Annotated in this window: 17 protein-coding genes, 5 pseudogenes and 1 riboswitch; of the genes and pseudogenes, 11 read left to right on the forward strand and 11 right to left on the reverse strand. The window is 70.1% G+C overall.

Features of this window, described 5'->3' with window-relative positions; all coding sequences use genetic code 11:
• The first annotated feature begins 25 nt into the window (after positions 1-25).
• Complete coding sequence (locus OG842_RS34250; RefSeq protein ID WP_266735337.1) at positions 26-1,168, forward strand: 8-amino-7-oxononanoate synthase; 1,143 nt, start codon at positions 26-28, stop codon at positions 1,166-1,168.
• An 87-nt stretch (positions 1,169-1,255) separates the two neighbouring features.
• Here the strand turns inward: OG842_RS34250 and OG842_RS34255 are convergent, their stop codons facing one another.
• Positions 1,256-1,462: a DUF397 domain-containing protein gene (locus OG842_RS34255; RefSeq protein WP_266735335.1), complete on the reverse strand. Its 207-nt coding sequence runs from the start codon at positions 1,460-1,462 to the stop codon at positions 1,256-1,258.
• Positions 1,463-1,487: 25 nt separating this feature from the next.
• Complete coding sequence (locus tag OG842_RS34260) at positions 1,488-2,348, reverse strand: helix-turn-helix domain-containing protein (protein ID WP_266735333.1); 861 nt, start codon at positions 2,346-2,348, stop codon at positions 1,488-1,490.
• Between the two features lie 204 nt (positions 2,349-2,552).
• On the opposite strand from OG842_RS34260, the gene OG842_RS34265 reads away from it, so the two are divergent.
• Complete coding sequence (locus OG842_RS34265; RefSeq protein WP_266735331.1) at positions 2,553-2,984, forward strand: ATP-binding protein; 432 nt, start codon at positions 2,553-2,555, stop codon at positions 2,982-2,984.
• Between the two features lie 36 nt (positions 2,985-3,020).
• Here OG842_RS34265 and OG842_RS34270 read toward each other — a convergent pair whose 3' ends face one another.
• Positions 3,021-3,959, reverse strand: a complete 939-nt coding sequence (locus OG842_RS34270; RefSeq protein WP_266735329.1) for a LysR family transcriptional regulator — start codon at positions 3,957-3,959, stop codon at positions 3,021-3,023.
• A gap of 72 nt (positions 3,960-4,031) precedes the next feature.
• On the opposite strand from OG842_RS34270, the gene OG842_RS34275 reads away from it, so the two are divergent.
• Entirely contained in the window at positions 4,032-4,664 is a 633-nt protein-coding gene (locus OG842_RS34275; RefSeq protein WP_266735327.1) for a LysE family translocator, read from the forward strand.
• Positions 4,665-4,708: 44 nt separating this feature from the next.
• On the opposite strand, the gene OG842_RS34280 is transcribed toward OG842_RS34275, so the two are convergent.
• From OG842_RS34280 to OG842_RS34290, 3 genes are all read right to left on the reverse strand, one after another.
• Entirely contained in the window at positions 4,709-5,182 is a 474-nt protein-coding gene (locus OG842_RS34280) for a C40 family peptidase (RefSeq protein WP_266735325.1), read from the reverse strand.
• Between the two features lie 3 nt (positions 5,183-5,185).
• Positions 5,186-5,358: riboswitch (cyclic di-AMP (ydaO/yuaA leader) on the reverse strand.
• Between the two features lie 401 nt (positions 5,359-5,759).
• On the reverse strand, positions 5,760-6,068 hold the full coding sequence (locus tag OG842_RS34285; protein WP_266735324.1) for a hypothetical protein: 309 nt from the start codon (positions 6,066-6,068) through the stop codon (positions 5,760-5,762).
• A gap of 7 nt (positions 6,069-6,075) precedes the next feature.
• Complete coding sequence (locus OG842_RS34290) at positions 6,076-6,711, reverse strand: ATP-dependent Clp protease proteolytic subunit (RefSeq protein WP_323185906.1); 636 nt, start codon at positions 6,709-6,711, stop codon at positions 6,076-6,078.
• Between the two features lie 1,124 nt (positions 6,712-7,835).
• Here OG842_RS34290 and OG842_RS34295 point away from each other — a divergent pair.
• Positions 7,836-9,090 (forward strand): annotated as a pseudogene (locus OG842_RS34295) (IS256 family transposase).
• Positions 9,087-9,605, forward strand: coding sequence for a GNAT family N-acetyltransferase (locus tag OG842_RS34300; RefSeq protein WP_266735321.1), 519 nt, complete (start codon positions 9,087-9,089; stop codon positions 9,603-9,605). The pseudogene OG842_RS34295 and the gene OG842_RS34300 overlap by 4 nt, the downstream one beginning before the upstream one ends.
• A gap of 340 nt (positions 9,606-9,945) precedes the next feature.
• Here the strand turns inward: OG842_RS34300 and OG842_RS34305 are convergent, their stop codons facing one another.
• Positions 9,946-10,089 (reverse strand): hypothetical protein, encoded by a 144-nt coding sequence (locus OG842_RS34305; RefSeq protein WP_443064019.1) that lies wholly within the window; start codon positions 10,087-10,089, stop codon positions 9,946-9,948.
• 659 nt (positions 10,090-10,748) lie between these two features.
• Here OG842_RS34305 and OG842_RS34310 point away from each other — a divergent pair.
• From OG842_RS34310 to OG842_RS34320, 3 genes and pseudogenes are all read left to right on the forward strand, one after another.
• A pseudogene (locus OG842_RS34310) lies at positions 10,749-11,148 on the forward strand (cyclic nucleotide-binding domain-containing protein).
• Between the two features lie 438 nt (positions 11,149-11,586).
• Entirely contained in the window at positions 11,587-12,231 is a 645-nt protein-coding gene (locus OG842_RS34315) for a CBS domain-containing protein (RefSeq protein ID WP_266735320.1), read from the forward strand.
• Between the two features lie 594 nt (positions 12,232-12,825).
• Positions 12,826-14,961 carry a SpoIIE family protein phosphatase gene (locus tag OG842_RS34320; protein WP_443064020.1) on the forward strand — a complete coding sequence of 712 codons (2,136 nt, stop codon included), beginning with the start codon at positions 12,826-12,828 and terminating at the stop codon, positions 14,959-14,961.
• A 123-nt stretch (positions 14,962-15,084) separates the two neighbouring features.
• Here the strand turns inward: OG842_RS34320 and OG842_RS34325 are convergent.
• A pseudogene (locus tag OG842_RS34325) lies at positions 15,085-15,373 on the reverse strand (IS5/IS1182 family transposase); the annotation flags it as partial.
• 100 nt (positions 15,374-15,473) lie between these two features.
• On the opposite strand from OG842_RS34325, the pseudogene OG842_RS45290 reads away from it, so the two are divergent.
• A pseudogene (locus tag OG842_RS45290) lies at positions 15,474-15,656 on the forward strand (IS5 family transposase); the annotation flags it as partial.
• A 120-nt stretch (positions 15,657-15,776) separates the two neighbouring features.
• The gene (locus tag OG842_RS34335; RefSeq protein ID WP_266735316.1) at positions 15,777-16,745 is read left to right on the forward strand and encodes a DUF2785 domain-containing protein; all 969 of its coding nucleotides are present in this window, start codon (positions 15,777-15,779) and stop codon (positions 16,743-16,745) included.
• A 21-nt stretch (positions 16,746-16,766) separates the two neighbouring features.
• Here the strand turns inward: OG842_RS34335 and OG842_RS34340 are convergent, their stop codons facing one another.
• The 3 genes from OG842_RS34340 to OG842_RS34350 are packed head-to-tail and all read right to left on the reverse strand — an operon-like array spanning position 16,767 to position 18,914.
• Positions 16,767-17,630, reverse strand: coding sequence for an ABC transporter permease (locus OG842_RS34340; RefSeq protein ID WP_266735315.1), 864 nt, complete (start codon positions 17,628-17,630; stop codon positions 16,767-16,769).
• Positions 17,590-18,459 carry an ABC transporter ATP-binding protein gene (locus OG842_RS34345; protein ID WP_266735313.1) on the reverse strand — a complete coding sequence of 290 codons (870 nt, stop codon included), beginning with the start codon at positions 18,457-18,459 and terminating at the stop codon, positions 17,590-17,592. The genes OG842_RS34340 and OG842_RS34345 overlap by 41 nt, the downstream gene beginning before the upstream one ends.
• Entirely contained in the window at positions 18,456-18,914 is a 459-nt protein-coding gene (locus tag OG842_RS34350) for a MarR family winged helix-turn-helix transcriptional regulator (RefSeq protein WP_266735311.1), read from the reverse strand. The genes OG842_RS34345 and OG842_RS34350 overlap by 4 nt, the downstream gene beginning before the upstream one ends.
• A gap of 144 nt (positions 18,915-19,058) precedes the next feature.
• Between OG842_RS34350 and OG842_RS34355 the strand changes: the two are divergent.
• Positions 19,059-19,271: pseudogene (locus OG842_RS34355) on the forward strand (transposase); the annotation flags it as partial.
• Positions 19,272-19,498 lie beyond the last annotated feature (227 nt).

Genomic DNA, 19,498 nt, shown 5'->3' on the forward strand with positions numbered 1-19,498 from the left:
GAGCTGCCTACAAAAGGGACTGCTCATGCCCTTCGACCCGTTCGACTGGATCGACACCGAGGCGCGCCGCCGCGCGGACGCCGGACTCGTCCGGACCCTGCGCCCCCGGCCCGCCGCGTCCGGACTTCTGGACCTCGCGAGCAATGACTATCTGGGCCTGACCCGACACCCCGACGTCACCGCCGCCGCCGCCGAGGCCGCGCGCGAGTGGGGTGCGGGCGCGACCGGATCCCGACTGGTCACCGGCTCCACCGCACTGCACGCCGAACTCGAAGGCGAACTGGCCGAATTCTGCGGTTTCGAAGCGGCCCTGGTGCTGTCATCGGGTTATGCGGCCAACCTCGCGGCCGTCACGGCGCTCACCGGCCTTGGCTCGCTGATCGTCTCCGACGCGGGCAACCACGCCTCGATCGTGGACGGTTGTCGGCTCTCCCGCGCCGGAACCGCCGTCGTTCCGCATGCCGACCCCGAGGCCGTACGCAAGGCCCTGCAGGCGCACGGAGGACGGGCACTGGCCGTCACCGACTCGGTCTTCTCGGTCGACGGCGACGCGGCACCGCTGCCCGAACTGGCCGGAGTCTGCCGGGCCGAGGGCGCCGCACTGCTCGTCGACGACGCACACGGCCTGGGCGTGCTGGGAGACGGCGGCCGAGGGGCGCTCGCCGCCGCCGGTCTCGCGGGCGACGAAGGAATCGTCACCACGCTCACCCTCTCCAAGTCCCTGGGCAGCCAGGGCGGAGCGGTCCTCGGCCCGGCCCGGGTCATCGAACACCTCGTCAACGCGGCCCGGACGTTCATCTTCGACACCGGCCTTGCGCCGGCCGCGGCGGGCGCCGCACTCGGAAGCCTGCGGCTGCTGCGCCGGGAACCGGAACGGGCCACCCGGGCCCGCGCGGTTGCCTCGGAGCTGTACGAGCAGCTCACCGGGGCCGGCCTGACCGCCGTGCGACCGGACGCCGCCGTGGTCTCGGTGCGCGCCCCCTCGGCGGACGCGGCGGTCCGCTGGGCGGCCGACTGCCGTGCCGCCGGAATCGTGGTGGGCTGCTTCCGGCCCCCGTCGGTGCCGGACGGGGTGTCCCGGCTGCGGCTGACGGCGCGGGCCGACCTGACCGAGGACCAGATCGCCACCGCCGTGTCGGTCGTGCGGCGGACCGCTCCCGCCGGCTGACCGGCGAGGTACGGACCGCTCCGTCGGCCGACCGGAGAGGTCCGGGCCGCTTCCGTCAGCCGACCGGAGGGGTCTCGACCGCTCCCGTCAGCCGGCCGGCCCCCGGTGCAGGCCGACGACGAACGAGGTCCAGGCCGCCGCGGAGAACCGCAGCGGTGGTCTGGACACATCCTTGGAGTCCCGCACGGCCAGCCGCCCGTCACCGAACGGTGCGGCTTCCACACAGTTGTTCATACCCGTGCTGCGGCTGCTGCGCCGCCACCGTAAGCCGTGCTGTGCGAGGCAATCCGACATGACGCCCCCCTCGGGCGGTCCGGGGTCACTGACCGTCGCGTTCGATCGCGGCGATGAGGTCCAACGAGTGCTCCGGCGACAGCGCGTGAGCCTGCATCGTGCGGAAGGCCGAGCTGTACGCCTCAAGGTCTTCTTTCCGCTCCAGGTAGAGGCTACTCGTCAAATGGTCGAGAACAACCACATCCAGATCAGAAGTGCTCGGAAATGAGAAGATAACGAAAGGCCCGGTGAGGCCGGCATAGGCGCCCATCGAGAACGGAAGCAACTGGAGCTGCACATGGGGAAGTTGGGCCACCCGGGTCAGATGGCGCAGCTGCTCCCGCATCACCCGGCAGCCGCCGACCTCGCGCCGTAGCACCGCCTCGTCGAGCACCGCGCTCAGCCGCAGCGGCGGATCGGTCCGCAGCACCCCCTGCCTGGCGAGCCGCACCTCCACCAGGGAGTCCAGCTGGCCGGCCGGCAGCCCGTCCAACGAGGCCCGGGTCACCGCACGCGCGTATTCGGCCGTCTGCAACAGACCCGGCACCACCGAGGTCTCCAGCGTGCGCGCGGTCCGCGCCTGGGACTCCAGACTGATGAAGTCGCGGTACTGGGGTGGGATCAGACCTCGATAGGCATGCCACCATCCGGTGCCGCCACCACCCGCCGAACCCGCCAGTGCGGCAAGGAGATCCCGCAACTGGGGGTCGTCCACGCCGTAGATGTCCAGCAGCCGGGTCACATCGGCCGGCTGCACCCCGCTCATCCCGGTCTCGATCCGGCTCACCTTCGACTGGTGCCAGCCGAGCATCCGCGCCGCGTCCCGACTGGTCAGTCCCGACGCGTGGCGCAGACTCCGGAGCTCCTCCCCGAGCTTGCGGCGTCGAACCGCAGGGCCGTGCTGCATCCGCGGCCTCCCTCCCTCTTCTGCCGAGCGGACAGTGTGCCGCCCGCATAAGGTCTTGCGTGGCAGGGTTCACCGCTTTGAGCGATAGATATATGCATATCTTGGTGGATCGCCGTCCCAGAAGGCAGCATCGATGGCAATCTGGCGCGAAGCGCAACCTGTACCGATCGCGGGTCGGTTCGGGTGGGAAAGGGACGGCTCGCCATGGCAGACCATCAGGAAGCAAACCTCACTCTGCCGAGCGAGCCGGTCTCGGTCCCGGCGGCCCGCAGGTACGTGGCCCGGGTGCTCACCGAATGGGGTCTGGCCACCGGCACCGACTTCGCCGACAGTATCCAGCTCATTGTCTCGGAGCTCGCGACCAACGCCGTCCAGCACACCTTCGGGCAGTCGCCCACGTTCACCGTGGACCTCCGGCTGGAGCGGGAGGAGCAGCTGCACCTCGGGGTGACGGACAGTCACCCCCGCTGGCCCAGGCGGCTGCCCGCCGCCGTTCAGCAGGACAACGGCCGCGGCATGGTGATCATCCGCTGTCTGGCCAAGGAATGCGGCGGCCGACTCACCGTCACCCCCACCGCCGAGGGCGGCAAGACGGTGTGGATCGCGCTTCCATGGAGCATCCCCGTGCAGAGCTGACCGACGTGCTCATCCCGTTTCGCCGCACCGACGCGGTCACCCCGCTTCGCCGACCAGCCGCTGCGCCGAGCCCGCCTTCCCGAACCCGCTGCGCAACAGGGCCTGGAGCGTCGCCGCCGCGGCGCTCGCCCGGTCACCGCGGTGCACCACCGAGATCGTCCGCCGGAAGGAGGCGGGATCCAGCCGCCGTACGGACAGCGGCGTGGGTGACATCGCGGCGACCATCTCCGGGACGACTGCCATCCCGATGCCCGCACTGACCAGCGCGCACACCAGCGCATAGCCGGGCGACTCACAGACCACGGCGGGTGTCGCCCCGGCCTCGGCCAGCGCCTGCTCCACCCCGCGTCGCGGCGGATGCGTGGGCGCGCTGCTGATCAGCGGCCGGCCCGCCAGTTCGGTCACCGGCAGTCTCCCGCTGCCCTCGGACAGCATCTGGCCGACCGCCGTGATCAGCACCAGTTCCTCGACCAGCAGCGGTTCTGCGAAGACCCCGGCGGGCCAGGGCGTCGCGGCGGCCGGCTCGTACACATGGGTCAGCGCCAGATCGACCTCGCCGGCGGCCACCGCCGCCACCCCCTGGGGCGGTTCGTACTCGGTGACCGCCAGCTCCACATCCGGGTGGGCACGCCGGAAGGCGCTCAGCACCGGTGGCAGCAGATGGATGCCCGCCGTGGTGAACGTGCCGACCCGCAGGCGTCCGCCGGACAGTCCGGAGAGGCGGGCCAGCTCATGGCGGGCCTGGTCCATCTCGTCGAGGACGCGCCGGGCGCGTCCGGCCAGCAGTTCGCCCGCGGCCGTGAGCCGGGCCCCTCGGTGGTGACGTACCAGCAGTGCGGCGCCCGCCTCCCGCTCCAGCTTGGCGAGCTGCTGGGAGAGGGCCGGCGCGGTGTAGCCCAGACGTGCGGCGGCCCGGGTGATCGATCCGGCCTCCGCGACCGCCACCAGCGCCGCCAGCCGTGTCGGGTCGTACATTAAGCGTTCCTTTTGGCAGACCCAGAAGATTCCAAGTACATGCTAAAGGCTCTGTCGGGTCAGGGTGGACCCATGGACGCACAACTGATCGCCTTCGCCGGGGTCGCCGCAGGAATGGTCGCGCTGCCGGGCGCGGACTTCACCGTCGTTGTACGCAATGCGCTCGCCTCCCGGAGCGCGGGGGTGGCCAGCGCGCTGGGCGTGGCCGGCGGCCTGCTGGTGCACACCGCCCTGGCCGTCGCCGGGCTCGCCGCGGTGCTCGTGGCGGTGCCCGCCCTGTTGCGTACCGTCCAGCTGCTCGGCGGGGTCTATGTCCTGTACCTCGGCATCAGCGCCCTGCGCGCGGCCCGGCGCCGCGCCCCGGACGGGGACGGTCCCGAGGACCGGCCCGCGGACCGGGGACGCGTGCGCGCGCTGCGGCAGGGCTTCTTGACCAATGCGCTCAATCCCAAGGCGCCGGTGCTCTTCCTCAGCCTGCTGCCGCAGTTCGTCCCCGACGGGCAGCCGCCGCTGCCCAGGACCCTGCTGCTCGCGGCGATCGTCGTCGCGATGGCGCTGGTCTGGTTCCCGGCGGTGGCGCTCCTCGTGGACCGGCTGGGGCGGTGGCTGCGCCGGCCGCGCACCGCGCGCGCCATCGAGGGTGGCAGCGGCGCGGCGCTCACCGCGCTGGGGCTGGTGCTGGTGACCGGCCCGCTGCCGCACTGAGCGCGGGAGGGGCGACGGCCCCGGCCCGCCGGACGGGCCCCGCCTCAGCGGACCCGGCCGTAGTAGACGCTCTTGGTCCAGATCTTCTCCAGCCGCACCACGGAGCCGGTCCTCGGCGAGTGCCAGATCTTGCCCTTACCGGCATAGATCCCCACGTGGTAGACGCTGCGGCCGTAGTGGAAGAAGACCAGATCGCCGCGTTTGCGGTGCGAGGCCGAGATGTGCCGCGTCCGGTTGTACTGCTGCTGGGCCGTGCGGGGAAGCCTCTTGCCCGCCTTCTTGAACGAATAGAGCGTCAGCCCCGAGCAGTCGAAGCGGTTCGGGCCGGTGGCCCCCCAACCGTAGGGCGACCCCTTCTTCGATGCCGCGATCTTGAGCGCCTTCATCGACAGCGTCGCCGCCTGGGCGTCCGTCGCGGCGCCCGGGGCGAACATGGTGCCGCCGACGGCGGCGAGTGTGAGAACCGAGGCCGTACCGGCCCGGACGAGCAGAGACGGGACATGAACCTGCGCAGTCATGCGCAACCCTTCGTCAGCCGCCTGTGAAGGATGACCTGTCGGGTTCGGGCTGGCGAAGTTGCCCGGCCGCGTTCGGCGGCTTCACCCCGAGGGTCGACCGGTGTTCAGGTCGACCCGTTGTGCTCGGGTCCTCCACTCCTGCCGATCCACTTCTGTCGACCAGGCATCCGGACGGCGGCAGGACTCGGCGTCCGCCCGGACCGCCCCGCCGCGGTGGCGGGGGCTTGTCGTCCCAGGGATCTTGACTTACCGGCTGCCGGATTTCCGAGCTTGAACAGGGATTTGTGAGGCTCCTCACGACTGATCCGTTCGGGTGGGCATGGTGATTTTTGACGCTCCGCCGGTGATCCGGAAGGGGTTCGTACCAGGCACGGAAGGCAGGATTCCGCTCACTGTTCACGCGCGAAACGCAAGTTGAATGGTCCCTCGGGAGAGGGACTTCCTACGCCGAACGAGCGAGGATTTTCGGTGAGGCCGTCGGGCGTGTCGAGTACGGGAGTTGGGTGAAGGGCCGCCGGACGGCGAGGCAGGGGGAGTTGGGCGGGCCCCGCCGCCGGCACGCGGGCGCGGGAGTCGGTCAACTGCCCGGTGCAGGGGGTACGGTGACGCGTCCGGCCCGCCGTTCCCCGTCCAGCACGCGCAGCGCCCGGGCGAGCGTGGCGGCGTGGATGTGTGCCTCGCCGCGCTCGTGCATCAAGGCGAGGGCGTCCCGCAGCGCCCGTGACCGCGCCACGAGTGCCTGTGCGGCGCGCAGTGCGCCATAGGTGTCGCTGCCTCGGGCCGGGTTGATCCGGCCTACCTGGTCGAGGACTTCGAGGTAGTGGTCGATGAACTCCCCCTCGGCGCGGGTCAGTGCGGGCAGGGGTGGGAACTCCGGTGGCCGCATCGGGCGTTCACCTCGCGCCGTGCGGCGGGAGTGAGGAATTCCGGCTCTCCAGGACGTGGTCCACCAGCCCGTACGCCTTGGCGCCCGCCGCGTCGAGGATGAGGTCGCGTTCGGTGTCGGCGGTGATCTGCCCCTCGGTGCGGCCCGTGTGACGGGTCAACAGTGCGGTGAGCATCGCGCGGACCCGCTCCAGTTCCCGCGCCTCGATCTCCAGGTCGGACGGCCGGCCCCGCACCGGCTCGGTGAGCTCGGGCTGCCGCACGACGACCCGCGCGCCGGGCAGTGCGTGCCGCCGGCCGGGAGCGCCAGCGGCGAGCAGTGCGGAGGCGCAGGAACCGGCCTGGCCGAGACAGTAGGTCTCCACCTCGCAATCGAGGTACTGCATCGTGTCGTAGATCGCGGACATGGCCCCGAACGAGCCGCCGGGCGAGTTGATGTAGAGCGATACGGGCCGGTCCGGGGCGTCGTGCTCCAGGTACATGAGCTGCGCGATCAGATCGCCGGCCGCGGCGTCGTCGACCGGGGTGCCGAGGAAGACGATCCGTTCGGAGAGCAGCTTGGAGTACGGGTCGAGGGTGCGGGTCCCGTTGGATGTGCGCTCGGTGAACTCGGGCAGTACGTGACGGGCGGTGGGTTGGAACAGCATGGCGATGCCTTTCCTCCGGGGGCTGCACGGGGTCTGTACGGGCGCTGCACGGGGCCGCACCGGTTTCCGTGAAAAATGTACAGGACGTACAGAAGGTTAGGATGGAGGAATGATCCTGGTGATCCACTAAAAGTCCCAGGTAAGAGGCTGTTTTAGCCGTTCGCTGAGGGCGGATATCTCACAATCTCTCTAAGCGTCTTGATCATCAGGCGCCTCGACCCGCCGGGTGCCCCGCAGCACTGCATGGCTGGTACGCGGCGGAACGCGCAGCGGTCGCTTCGTGCAGCTGCCTGTGACACGACTCGAGCGCGGCCTGCTCGTCGAGGAATCCGAGCAGCGGGCGCTGCCGCACTCACACCGCGCGCACCGGGGCACCTCGCGAGGCGGCGGCTGCCAGGGCTTGGTCCAGGGCGACGCGGGCCGGCGGGCTTGACGACGAGGTCGCTGCCGAAGTGGTCGAGCGAGCGATGAGCTGGCCGGTCGCGTGGTCGAGCGTGTCGCACAGACACCTCATGTCCGCGAGACCTTCAATCGCGCGCGGGCCGAGAGGATTCGTGAGGCCCGGGAAGAGACGGCCCCCGGGTGCCTCGGTTCCGTGCTTTCGGTCGTGCGGTGCATGCTTCTCCGAGGTCGGCGAGTCAGCCCCGCTTCCTTGTGCGCCGCCGTGCGTGCCGTCCGCCGTGTTCTGAGCCATCGTCGACCTCCGTCACTCCGGTTGGATGCCGCGCCTGCTCCGCCTGAGCCCCACCGGATGACTACGCGTTGTGCATCGCCGGGACCGTCGCTGGGTTCTCTGCGAGGGACTCCGCAGATTCCACGGCTATCGCCCCGAGTGCCGGTGCCGGCATGGAAACCTCCGTGTCGGGCACGTCGTTCAGTCGTGGGCGACGACGGCGACGGGTGCCGGGGAGCGGTGGATCACCGCGTGGGCGATCGGGTCGATGTGGCTTCCCAGGGGGACCAGCGGATACAGCGGCCGACGACCACGAGATCCGCGTCGGCGAGCGATGCTCAGTACCTGTGGATCACTCGTGACGGAAGGAGGCGTACCTTCCCGATGGATCGATCGGTAGGTCATCGAGCAAGGTCGACGTTGCCGCGTCGGCCGGGAAGGCGCGCCCGTGCTCACGGTAGTCAACGAGAACGGCGCCAGGCCGAGTGGCAGTTCGCTGTTGGATGAGGTTGTTCGGGAAGGCGCTCGGCGGATGTTGGCCGTCGCACGGGAGGCCGAAGCCAACGCGTATGGCTGAGTTGGCCGATGAGCGCGACTGCAGGGGGCGACGTCTGGTGGTCCGCAACGGCTATCACCAGCCCCGGCAGGTCACCACCGCGGCCGGCGTGGTCGAGATGAAGGCGCCGCGGGTGAACGACAAGCGCGTCGGCGAACAGACCGGTGAGCGTAAGCGGTTCTCTTCAGCGATCCTGCCTCCGTGGTGCCGCAAGTCCCCGAAGATCAGCGAGGTGTTGACCCTGCTCTACTTGCATGGCCTGTCCTCTGGCGACTTCGTGCCCGCTCTGGAGCAGTTCCTCGGCTCCTCCGCCGGGCTCTCGGCGACGACGGTCACCCGGCTGACGGCGCAGTGGCAGGCCGACCACGCCGGCTTCAAGGACCGCGATTCGTCCGAGGTCGACTACGTGTACGTGTGGACCGACGGCATCCACCTCAACGTCCGCCTGGAGGAGGCCAAGGCGTGCGTGCTGGTGCTCATCGGGGCCCGGGCTGACGGCTCCAAGGAGCCGGTCGCGCTCAAGGACGGCTACCGCGAGTCCGCCGAGTCGTGGGCTGACCTGCTGCGGGACTGCGCCCGCACGGGCATGCGAGCCCCGGTGCTCGCGGTCGGGGAGGGCGCCCTGGGCTTCTGGAAGGCTCTGGCCGAGCTATTCCCCGCCACCCGCGAGCAACGGTGTTGGGTTCACAAGACCGCAAATGTCCTGGACGCCATGCCGAAATCCGCGCAGCCCGGCGCGAAGAAGGCCATCCAGGACATCTACAACGCCGAGGGCCACGACCACACCGAGGCGGCGGTCAGGACGTTCGCCCAGCTCTATGGCGCGAAGTTCCCCAAGACGGTCAAGAAGATCACCGACGACCAGGATCAGTTGCTGGCGTTCTACGACTTCCCGGCCGAGCACTGGATCCACCTGCGGACCACGAATCCCATTGAGTCGATCTTTTCCACCGTCCGGCTGCGGACCAAGGTCACCCGCGGCGCCGGCTCCCGCACCGCCGCCCTGGCCATGGTCTTCGAACTCGTCGAGTCCGCCCAGCAACGGTGGCGGGCCGTGAACGCACCCCACCTCGTCGCCCTCGTCCGCGCCGAAGCCCGCTTCGAACGCGGCCAGTTCGTCGAACGCCCCGAGGCGGTCGCGGCATGAGCACCCTCAAGCCCCAGGCCATCAGTACCAGGAGGCTGGACCTGCTGCCGCTGCACGTCGAGCACGCCGAGGAGATGGCCGCAGTGCTGTCCGATCCGGCCCTGCACACCTTCATCGGCGGCACTCCGGACACCCCGCAAGCCCTACGCTCGCGCTACCAGCGCATGACCGCAGGCTCCCCCGATCCGGCCATCTCCTGGCTGAACTGGGTGATCCGGCTCCGTGACAAGTCCCGCCTGACCGGCACAGTCCAGGCGACGGTCAGCCCCTCTGGCCACGGCCCCATTGCCGAGGTCGCGTGGGTGGTGGGCACCCTGTGGCAAGGAAGCGGCATCGCCACCGAGGCAGCCCGAGGACTCGTCGATTGGCTCAGTCGGCAGCCGGTACACAGCGTCATCGCCCACATCCACCCTGAACATCGGGCATCCGCTGCCGTCGCTACTGCCGCAGGCCTCGCACCCACCGACGAATGGCACGACGGCGAGATCCGATGGCACCGGATTATCAGGCGATAACTTCAACGATCCACAGGTATTGACTATTACTCGCGTCGGCGGTGCAGTGGACCAACTGCTCTCCGGGAGAGCCCACAAGTGCCTGCTCGACGACGTCCAGCGACGGGCACTTCTGCCGCCAGGGCATCAGCAGTTAGGCAAGCGCGCGGTCGACTTTCGCGTCCGTCTCCTGGCGGACCCCTGATCGAACAGGGGATCCTGGGCCACTACCGAGGGAAGTGGCCAACCGTGCACGATCCACAGTACGCAGTCACGCCGTACGGCTTCGTCGAAGGCGAAAGCCGGCAGCGCGTCGCAGGGCTGATGGACGTCGACACCGACGACCAGGTCACGATAGGGGTCAGTACGGGGGCGGTGGCTCGTCGTCCGGCCGATTGGTCGCCCGCACGAGGATGACCGGCCGCTCGATGCCACTGATCGTGGCTATGTCAAACGAGTGGATGAAGAACACCATGGTGCGGCTGAGCCCACGCGAGCCGAGCACCAGCAGGTCCGCCTCGCTCGCCTCGGCGGACAGGGCCGCTGGGGGGGCGTGCGGAGAGCCGCCCGGTGGTCATGTCGAGCCCGGGATGGCGCCCCCGCAGGTCGTTTGCGACCTCGGTGAGCATGCGGTCGGACCCACGTTCCTGCGTCTCGAAGCTGCTCACCCGGCATGGCGACGGATACGGGCCAGTCCTCGGCGTGGATGAGGCGCAGCGGCAGGCTGCGCAACGCGGCCTCATCTGCTGCCCATGACGCTGCCCAGCGGCTTTCGGGCGAGCCATCCAAGACGGGGCATGGTGCGGACCTTAGGGGTTGTCGTGCAAGAACGACTGCACGAGCCAGGCCAGCACGGGATCCAGCAGGCCAGGGTCAGGCGCGCGGCTTCGGGCCCTGAAGACGCACAGGCGCCGGATACGGACGATCCGGATGCGGAGCCTCTTCGGCTGATGTCCCAGGCCCGTGGCCGACCCGCGCTACGGAACAAGGCCGCAAGGGGCACACCAGCGGGACCTTTCGGCCCAAGTGCGCAACCTGCCGCTGACGCAGCCTGGGGGTGTGGACACGGTCGGCACCGTGCGGAGCAACCGCGGCGGCCGGAACCTGGGAGGACACCGATGAACAGCACCTTTCTCCACGGACTGCCGGCGGAGGGCCAGGACCATGATGGCTTGCTCGCACGAGGTCTCGTTCCCCGCAGGGACACGGATCTTCAACGAGGGCGACCCCGCCGACCGGTTCTGGATCATCCGCGCCGGCGCCGGCACGCTCGACCTCCAGGCACACGGAGGCCGCGCCGCCACGGTGGAGACGCTGGGCCACGGCGATCTGCTCGGCTGGTCCTGGCTGGTCCCCCCGTATGCCTGGCGACTGGGGGCTGAGGTACAGCCTGGTACGGGCCCGCGAGTTCGACGCGAATGCCGTACACGAGCTGTGCGAAGTGGATCCCGCATTCGGCCTCGCACTGACCCGCCGCGTCCTGGAAGTGGTCACACACCGGCTACAAGCCACCCGGATCCGGCTCCTCGATCTCTACACACCCCATGGCAGCGGAGTGACGTAGGTCCCACAGTGAATCTCCTGCGGCATCCGGACGGAGGGACGTATAGCCGAGTGGAAGAGCCGGATCTCTCTTCGAGGAGGTCAGGACGACGATGGCCCGCGTCGTGCCGACAGTGTTGAGTATTCGCAGCTGAAGCCCGTAGCTCGATGACGCTGAGGAAGCAGTCAGGGGGCGACCTGATCATCCCCATCGACGCAAGGGCCTGGCGCTCAGCGTTGCCAGCATCCAACGCGCACTCGGCCGCACTCCTGGCCGTGGGACCGCCGGCCCTCCCCGCCGGGCCGAACGTCACTGGTCGGTGGAGCGGCGCGGTGCTGTCATGGGTAGGGGAGACGGCGTGGACGAGTCGGCAGGGCCCCAGAGGCCGGTGCGCCGCGCGTCGTCCGCCCGGGCGGTCCGATCTCGGCTGCCCGTCGCAAAGCGGAGGAGGTCGGTGCCATGCTGCACCGCCGTACGGTCGGCGACGTGATGACCGAGGAGGTCCTCACCCTCCGCCCCAACACACCACTCCAGGAGGTCACCGCCCTGCTGGACGCGAATGACATCGTCGCGGCCCCGGTCGTCGACGACGACGGCGCCCCCATCGGCGTCGTGTCCGCGTCCGACGTGCTGCGGCACGAGACCGGCATGCCCGATCCGCAGGGGCAGGACGGGAACGACGAGCGCGCCTGGGGCAAGGCCCGGGCCCGGACCGCGGGCGCGCTCATGAGCAGCCCCGTCTTCACCGCCCGCGCCGACTGGACGATCCCCCGGGCCGCGCGGGAACTCCGCAGGCGGCACGTCAAGCAGCTGCCCGTGGTCGGCGATGGCGGGCTCCTCACCGGCATCGTCAGCCGCAGCGACCTGCTCGACGCCTTCATCCGCTCCGATGTAGAGATCCGCGGCGAGGTCGAGCAGGACGTCCTGGGACGCATCCTCGGCCTGGGCGAAGGCACCGTCGTGGTAGAGGTCCACGACGGGGTCGTCACCCTGCGGGGCCACGTCCCGGAACCACGTCTCGTCCCGGTGGTCGTGGGCCTGTGCCAGGGCGTCGACGGCGTCGTCGCCGTGGACGCACACCTCGCCGCCGCCCGGGAGGGCTAGCCAGCCCTGCCGTTTACTGTAAGCAGTTTGGGCATCTTGATGCCGATATGATCGGTACGTATGCCTGTCGACGCATAGGTACAGCCGCCACCGCCCCGGTGGACATGTGCAGCACGTCGTCACGGCAGCAGAGCATATTTTCCCTATATGGGCGACGATCGGTATATGGGTGACGATCGGTGCGGCTGGTGCGAAGCTCCGCTGCCTGAGTCGGCAGGCCCGGGTCGGCGGTATTGCCATCAGGCGCACCGGCAGGCGGCCTGGCGGGCCAGGCGTCGCTGGCAGGCGGCGGCGGAGGCGCGGCAGGCGCTGGTGTTCGCGGAAGCGGATCTCCTGACGCAGGTGGAGGCCGTCGCCCAGCGGGCGAGCGACTCGTGTCCGGGGCGAGGAGCGGGAGGCCGTCATGTTGCCGCGGTGGCGGAGGTGCCGGGGCTGGCCGGGCGGCTGGTGCGCTGTGCGGTGTTGGCGGACCGGCGAGCCGGGGCGAGCTGGGCGCAGATCGGTGCCGGCCTGGGCATCAGTGCGGAGGCGGCCAGAAGTCGCTTCAGGCGCCTGGAGGGATTCCTGCCTGGTGCCGCTGGGGAGGGTGAGAGCATGAGGGACCTTGCCAGCTTCGGCACTGGCACAGGCTCTGGCATGCGTCTACTCGGCGCCGCTTTGGACCAGTTCATGCGGGAGACGGATGCTTCCGGGGGCCTGGTTTACCTGCTGCCGCCGGGCGGGAGGGTGCTGCGGCTGGCGGTGCTGCGGGGGGTTCCCCGGCAGATCGCCGCGCACTGGACGCAGGTGCCGCTGGCGGCCCGCACCCCGGCGACCGACGCCGTGCGCGAGCGGCGTCTGGTCTGGATAGGCGGCCAGGAAGAGATGGCGCGGCACTACCCGCAGATGGCGCTCTCGCTGCCCTATCCCTTCTCGGCGGCCGCTGCCCCGATCACCACCGGCACCACCACCTGGGGCGCCCTGGTGGTGCGGTGGCCCAGCTCGCATCCATCGCCGCTGACCCGGCACGAACGCAGCGCGGTCCGTACCTCCTGCCGCCGCCTGGGCCTTCTGCTGCGGCAGGCCGCCGACAGCGGCCACCCGCTGCTGCCCGGCTCCGAGCCGCAGGTCCTGGCCCCCCTGCGTGCCCGTGCCCGTGGTCCAACCCAGAGGGCGGCAGCGGCGGACTTCGCCGAGCGCCTGCCCGGAGGATGCTGCACCTTGGACCTCGACGGCCGGATCACCTTCATCACAACCACCGCCGCCGACCTCCTCGGCGCGAGCGCCGCCGACCTGCTGGACGCCCTGCCACGGCAGGTCCTGCCGTGGCTGGACGACCCAGTCGTCGAGGACCGCTACCGGGCCGCGGTGCTCAGCCAGGAGGCCACCTCCTTCACCGCCCTGCGCCCACCGGACCGGTGGCTGTCCTTCCACCTCTACCCGGACGTATCCGGCCTCAGCGTCCGCATCGCCCCGGCCTCCCCGGCCCCTGCCTCAAAGACGTCAAGGGTTCTGCACCCCGCACCGCCGGCCGCACCGGGCCGGTCGACCGCCCACCACCACCTGATGCACCTCGCTGCCACGCTGACCGAGGCCGTCGGGGTCACGGACGTGATCGACCGGATCGCCGACCTGATCCCGACCGCCTTCGAGGCCCAAGCCCTCGCCCTGATGATCGCCGAGGAGGGCCGGCTGCGGATCATCGGCTACCGCGGCTATCCCGCCGAACTCGTGGACCGCTTCGACGGCACCCCCCTGGCCTCCAACACCCCTGCCGTGCGTGTCCTGACCAGCGGCGTCCCCAGCTTCTACGCCACCTTCGCGGACCTCAAGCGCGCTCATCCCCCCGCCGTCCTGCAGGACGGCAAGGCCGCCTGGGCCTTCCTGCCCCTGATCGCCTCCGGCCGCCCCGTCGGCTCGCTGGTCCTCGCGTACGACCGGCCGCATCCCTTCACGCCCGAGGAACGAGCTGTCCTCACCTCGACCGCCGGGCTGATCGCCCAGGCCCTGGACCGCGCCCGCCTCTACGACGCCAACAAGGCTCTCGCCCACAGCTTGCAAGCCAGCCTGCTGCCCCAAGCACTGCCCTGCGTCCCCGGCCTGGACGTGGCCACCCGCTACCTCCCCACCGCTCACGGCATCGACGTCGGCGGCGACTTCTACGACCTCATTCATCTCGACACCGACCTCGCCGCCGCAGCAATCGGCGACGTCCAAGGCCACAACGTGAACGCCGCCGCCCTCATGGGGCAGGTCCGCACCGCCGTCCACGCCACCGCCGGCGCACCGCCCGGCCAAGTCCTCGCCCGCACCAACCGCCTGCTCACCGACCTCGACCCCGGCCTGTTCACGAGTTGCCTCTACGTCCAGCTCGACCTGGCACGCCACCGCGCCTGCCTGGCCACCGCCGGCCACCCGCCCCCACTCCTGCGCCACCCCGACCTGCACGCCGAGATCCTCCCGCTGACGCCTGGGCTTCTGCTCGGCATCGACTCCGCCGCCGACTACCCGGAGACCGACATCCCCCTACCGCCCGGGGCCGTGCTCGCCCTTTACACCGACGGACTCGTCGAAACCCCCGGCGTCGACATCGACGACGCCACCGCCGACCTCGCCGCCCAGCTCGCACAGGCCAGGGGCCAGACCCTGGATGCCCTCGCCGACACACTCATTCACCACGCCCAACGGTCCGCCCCCCGCAACGACGACATCGCCCTGCTCCTCATCCGGCCTCAACAACACGGCCGCTGACAGCAAAGGCCGCCCGGCTCGGCGGGGCCTCCGTCTCCGCCACGTCGACGCCGCCGGGCTCGGTGAAGCATGCCTCCCCTTCCAAGCCCACCGCCGATCGGAGCCGGTGGACGGAGTTCTGCCAGGCGTGCGCGATTTGTTTGAGCCGGGCGAGGATGTCGAGCCGGATCCACTCGTTGCGGCAGTTGCGGCAGTTGCGGATCGTGGTCGCCGAGCAGGTCGTGTCGGAGACCGCCTGGTAGGAGCAGCCGAACCGCAAGAGCTGGAGCAGCTTGTCGAACACGATCCGGTCGCTGATACGGCTGCGGTGGCAATCCAGCGGGTGGGCCGGATCGACCGCAGGGCGCTCGGGCAGCAGTGCCGTGAATTGAACCCAGAGCGGGTCGGTCAGCCATGACGGAAGGACGGGCAGAGATCTCCCCGGTGATCACAGAGCGTCGCAACTCCATGATCACCGGGACCTGCCTACCTTGCTTTCGGGGCTGCCCACGCCGCCTATATGCGCGAGCTCTTACTCCTTTCGCGCCAACCGGGCCTACCTGCGAAAGCGGGGAATCCGCCGCACGATCCCGGAGCCTGCCGACCAGGCCGCCAACCGCAAGCGGCGCGGGAAGACAGGTGGTCGACCTCCGGCCTTCGACCGCAAGGACTACAAGGCCCGGCACGCGGTCGAGTGCGGGATCAACAGGCTCAAGCACAACGAGCGTGGTGAGGCGTACTGACAAGCGGTCCCCATTGGGCCCGGGCCGCCTGCTCGCCCCGCATCCGTCCGATAACCGGTTGCCTTGCCGGGGACCCTCGCCGAAGGTGAGGCAGTGACCAAGTCCGACGACGGGCCGCCGATCGACGCGGCCCGCTGGCTGTACCTCTACGAGAACGACTGCCCCGCCCCGGCGACGGCCGAACTGCCGGCCCTCGCCACCGAACTGACCGAGGTCCTCCGCCACCCCGACCCGGATATCCGCGACGGCGCTCCCTGTGTGGTGCTGCGGACGTGGATCCAGCGGGACGTCATCGACAAGCCGCTGCGCGCCCAGCTGGGTACCGTGATGGCCGACCGGTTCGACGACCCCGAGATCCAGGCGCGTACCTTCGCCCCGCTCGTGCTCGACATGATCGTCGGTCGCGGCGACTTCGACCCAGCATGGCTCGCCGCCTTCCGTCGCTGGTTCCCGGCCGAGACGGACCTGCGCGGGTACGACCCCGAGCTCGGCTGGCTCCACGCCGTCGCGCACGGCGCTGACCTGCTGGGCGCCTTCGGGCTCCATCCGGATGTCGACCCGAAGGAGATGCTCGCGCTGGCGGCGGAGCGGCTCGTGGTTCCGACCGACGAGCTCTTCGCCCAACAGGAGGACGACCGGCTCGCCCAGGGCGTCGCCCGCACGCTCACCCGGCCGGAACTGTCCGAGGCGGAGGCCGTCGGCTGGCTGGACGCGATCGAGACGGACTTCGCCGCCGGCCGGCCGGCGCGGCGCCCCCACCGTGGCCGCGCACACCTCCAACGCCATACGCACGCTGCGGATGCTGTACCTCCTCGCCGACACCGGCGTCCGGATCGACGGCGCCCCCACCCCTGGGCGCCCGCCGCACGCGGAGGCGCTGAAGCGGCGCCTGACGGAGGTGCTGGCCCTGACCTTCCAGGGGGCGTGACGGGCGGGTGCCACCGCATGGTGAGGCACGTCTCCCGGGGCGCGTCTCACCGGCAGGCGCCCAACGGCCAACCAGACAGGTCAATGAGTTCCCAAACACGCTTTAGGCGGGCTGATCACACGAACGGCTGGTGAATCCGGACACCCCTGTAGTGCTCAGCGGGCCAGGCGGCCCAGCAGCGAACCGGCGGCGACGATGCCGACCAGTGCCGCGAAAGCGAGGACCGCGAGGTCGAGGCCGAGGTGGGCCTGGGTGCCGATGAGCAGCCCGCGCAGGGCGTCGACCTCGTAGCTCAGCGGGTTCACCCTGCTGACGGCCTGGAGCCAGCCAGGCATGAGGGCGACCGGGTAGAGCGCGTTGGAGGCGAAGAAGAGCGGCATCGTGATGGCCTGGCCGATGCCCATCAGCCGGTCGCGGGTGAGGACGATCCCGGCGATCGACATCGACAGGCAGGAGAAGAACGCCGAGGCGAGCACGACGACCACGACGACGCCGAGCAACCGCAACGGGTTCCATGTCATGCCGACACCGATCAGCGTGGCGATCACGATCACGACCCCGGCCTGGATCACTGCTTTCACCCCGGCGGCAAAGGCCTTGCCGGTCACCAGGGCGGTCCGGGGCGTCGGTGTGACCATGAGTTTGGTGAGGACGCCGGAGTCCCGCTCCCAGATGATCATGATGCCGTAGAAGATTGCGATGAACATTGCGGACTGGGCGATGATGCCGGGCGCGAGGAAGTCGAGATAGGGAACGCCGCCGGTGGGGATGGCGTGAATACGTGAGAACGTCACGCCGAAGATCAGCAGCCAGAGCGCGGGCTGCACGGCGCGGGTGTAGATCTCGGTGCGGTCGTGGCGCAGCTTCTGCATTTCGACCACGCACATCGCGGTGACACGCGCGGGTACGACGCGCCAGCCGGTGCGGGGCGGTGGCGGGGTCAGCAGCAGCGCGAAGCGCTGATCCGGCGGGCCGGACTCAGCCGAGGCGGGATGCGGTGCGACGGGTACGGCGGACATCTCGGAACGCTCCTCTCTCCTCGTTCTCCGCGGTAGAACCGGGGTCGTTGAGTCCGCTTCCGGAGTGGTATCGGAAGACGTCCTCCAGAGACGGTGGCGGAAGGCCCGTCTCGCCCGGTTCCCTTTGGTGGGCGACGAGTTCGCTCTTGAGCTGGGCGGGGGTGCCGAGCGCGCGGAGTCGGCCGAGGTGCATCAGCGCGAGCCGGTCGCAGCGCTGGTCGGCCTCGTCCATGGAGTGGGTGGTGACCAGCACGGTCATGCCGGTGCCGACCCGTATCTCGGTGATGCGGTCCCAGACGCTGTCGCGCGCGATCGGGTCCAGGCCGATGGTCGGTTCGTCCAGGATCATCAGCCGGGGTGCGCTGACCAGTGCCTGCGCGAGTTCGAGGCGGCGGACCATGCCGCCGGAGTATGTGGCGGTGAGCCGGTGCGCGACATCGCCGAGTCCGACCGCGTCCAGCGCCTGGGAGACCCGCGCGGCGCGCTCGCGGCGGGGTACGTCGAACACGCGGGCGAAGAGCTGGACGTTCTCCTGGCCGGTGAGGCTCGCGTCGGCCGACAGTTGCTGCGGTACGTAGCCGAGCAGGCGCCGCACCGCCATCTTGTGCCGGGCCGCGTCATGGCCGAAAACCTCGATGACGCCGGGCGGCACGGGCAGGAGCGTGGTGATCGCGCGCATCGTGGTGGTCTTGCCCGCGCCGTTGGGCCCCAGGAGGCCGAACACCTCCCCCTCGTCGACCAGCAGGTCCAGGCCGTCGACGGCCTTCGTGTCACCGAAGCTGTAGCTCAGTCCGGTGCAGTTCAGGGCGGGGGCGGTTTCCGTGGTCACGCGGTCTCATCCCCTTGGCTTCGCAGTGAGGCGGCGAGTCTGTGCAGGGCCGGGAGTGCGGCGGTGAGTGCCGCCCGGTCGGCCGCGTCGAGTCCGGCCAGGTGTTCCCGGAACAGCACCTCGCGACGGGCGTGCCAGTCGCTCAGCTTCCCGACCCCCGCTGGGGTCGGATACAGCAGCGCGGCCCTCCTGTCTCCGGGGTCCTTCTCCCGTCGCAGCAGTCCTTCGGTGACGAGGTGGTTCACCAGGGTGCTGACCGAGTTGGGCGCGAGACAGAGGGTGTGCGCGGCTGTGGAGACGCGGATGCCGGGTTCGGCGGCCACCAACCGCAGGAGTTCGGCGTGCGCCCCGCGCAGTCGGGGCGCCGACTGGCCGCTCCACAGCCTTCGCCGGGCGAGCCTCTGGACACGGGGCAGAAGTCCGGCGAGCTCATCAGGTAGATCACCCGCCGCCATCTGCCCATTTTAGCTCTGTATACGACCTAATGTGCGGTTGTCTCCTGTGCAGGACAGTGGGGGCGCCGTCCCCCGCGGTGAGCAGGAGGCGACGCCCCGGTTCCGGGGAACTCCGGCGTGCACCCTGCCTCAGCGCGTACGCCCGCCGCCTATGACCTCGCCAAGGACCAGCTCTACGGGCACGTCAAGAAGACCAAGAACAGGTCGAAGTTCCTGGAGTCCTGTCGCTGCCTGCGCTCGCTGAACCCGATGGACGTACGCCTTGCGATCGTCTGTGACAACTACTTCCCGCACCTGACGACGAAGCGGTGCCGGCGGGCCGCTACGTGGGCGGCGGCGAACAACGTGGAGATCGCGTGCTCCGTGCCGAGCCGGCCCGGATCGCTGCGGCACGGCAGGCGTCTGATCCCCACCTCCACTGTCTCGACGGACGAGCGCTGCCCGGCCCGGACGAGGCAGACGACCTGACCGGAGACGACTTCACGAGTTCAACCGCAGTAATTGCCCGTCAGCGATTCCGAAGCAACGGGGTGATAGGAGGTGCGCTGCCTAGCTCGTGACGCGATTCCGGCATCCAGAGCCGC

This window comes from Streptomyces sp. NBC_00376, assembly GCF_036077095.1.
GTDB lineage: Bacteria > Actinomycetota > Actinomycetes > Streptomycetales > Streptomycetaceae > Streptomyces.